General features: G+C 30.7%; 2 protein-coding genes. One reads left to right on the top strand and one right to left on the bottom strand.

The window, feature by feature from the left end; all coding sequences use genetic code 11:
- Nucleotides 1-127: 127 nt before the first annotated feature.
- Nucleotides 128-304: a hypothetical protein gene (locus tag AMDU4_RS09670; RefSeq protein ID WP_021787801.1), complete on the top strand. Its 177-nt coding sequence runs from the start codon at nt 128-130 to the stop codon at nt 302-304.
- A gap of 96 nt (nt 305-400) precedes the next feature.
- On the opposite strand, the gene AMDU4_RS09665 is transcribed toward AMDU4_RS09670, so the two are convergent.
- The coding region (locus AMDU4_RS09665; protein WP_021787800.1) for a hypothetical protein at nt 401-1,552 on the bottom strand (1,152 nt) is incomplete at its 5' end.

Raw genomic sequence — 1,552 nt, 5'->3', positions numbered from 1 at the left:
CAAGGAATCTGGCGCTTCCATAAAAAGAATNTGGTAGATAGGAATTGCCTATCTTCGAGACCCCGATATTTGGGGTGCCTTGTCGCCGTATGATTAAAGCTTAAGGGCAGAATCAAAGAACTATGGAATGAGATGGAATGGAACAGGGGAAATCAATTCATCTGTGAAGAGGAAGTATAGTAAAAGATTAAAATCAAGGAAACCTGAAACACTTGAATGTGAAGGATGCCAAAGATTCTGGCTATATGATGACATAAAGAATTATGGTAAAATTCTTGCATATGGAGGGTTAAGAATATCATAAATCAGGTTTGATAATTATAAAAATAATAATTGATGAAATTATAATATAAGGGGGATAACACAGGAGAGGTTATGCAACTGACCAATTAGTAAAAAGTTATTTAAATAGTTCCCAAGTAATTTTTGTAATGTCTTTATTGGACAGTCTTTTCTTTAGTTCTTTATTTTCATTGCTCTTTAACATCTGTGATATATCATTTGCTTCTCTGCCTACACTAATTGTGTTGTATAAAGATGTATATCTTGCATACTTCTTGAGTCGTGTATTATCGAACTGAGCCCCATAACTCTTTTCATACCACGAAATAAATTTGTTCTGTACATCTTTATCCACTAATTTTAAATATTTATAATCATCATTATCAAAAATTTTTGGTAGATCTGCCATTTCTTTTGGTGCCGGTATAAATATTCTATTGTTATTATTAAGTTTATATGTATCTCCTATGGCGTTTATCCCAGAAATAAAACACCCCATATCTTCGGCTACAGCATAATCGCCACCCCTTTTAAATGGTTTTACATTAAATCCGTATATAGCATATTTTTCACTGTTTAATCTTTTAAAATAACGATGAATATTATTAACAACTCCAATCATTTTCGATGATGTAATTCTATTTCGCTCAAAGTCGATGGTAACAAATGCAGGTTCATTATTTTCAGTGTCATATAGTTTAAAAGCATCTGGAATCTGCCTACCTCTATAAAGAGTAGGAATCGATATACCAACTCGTATATTATTAGACAATGTATTTTTATTTTCCAATAACCTTGAAATAAAATCTTCATAGAATATTAGTCTTTTTTCACGTGATATGCTATCATTAAAATTTAGTAATGGAGTTGTATATATTATATTTGCTGGCCATGTTAGTATATCATTAATATAATCAAGATCCTTTTCACTTATTTGATCGCCGGGGTTTATATCTATCATCAAAAATATAATAGGTAACAAGCGCCCATTTATAAAATTATTTGCAGCTATTTCTGGTGGAAATCTCTTATTGATAAATCGTTCCTGTTCATCTTTATCACTGTCTATCTTCCTTAGATTTTCTAAATCCGTTCTAATAAATACTTCATAAAAAGATTTCTCAACGGAATCTAGATATAACGTTTTTATAAATTTATGGCTCATTTTTTTACTAACCGATCTTGATAATACATTTAAACTGGATGTTTCCGCTCGTATCTCCGGTATTCGTAAAAATGCGTAATCATCACTCATTTTTACATTTTTAAT

The sequence above is a fragment of the Ferroplasma sp. Type II genome (genome assembly GCF_000496155.1).
Note: the sequence above shows the minus strand (reverse complement) of the source record. Positions and strands in the feature narration are given on the sequence as shown.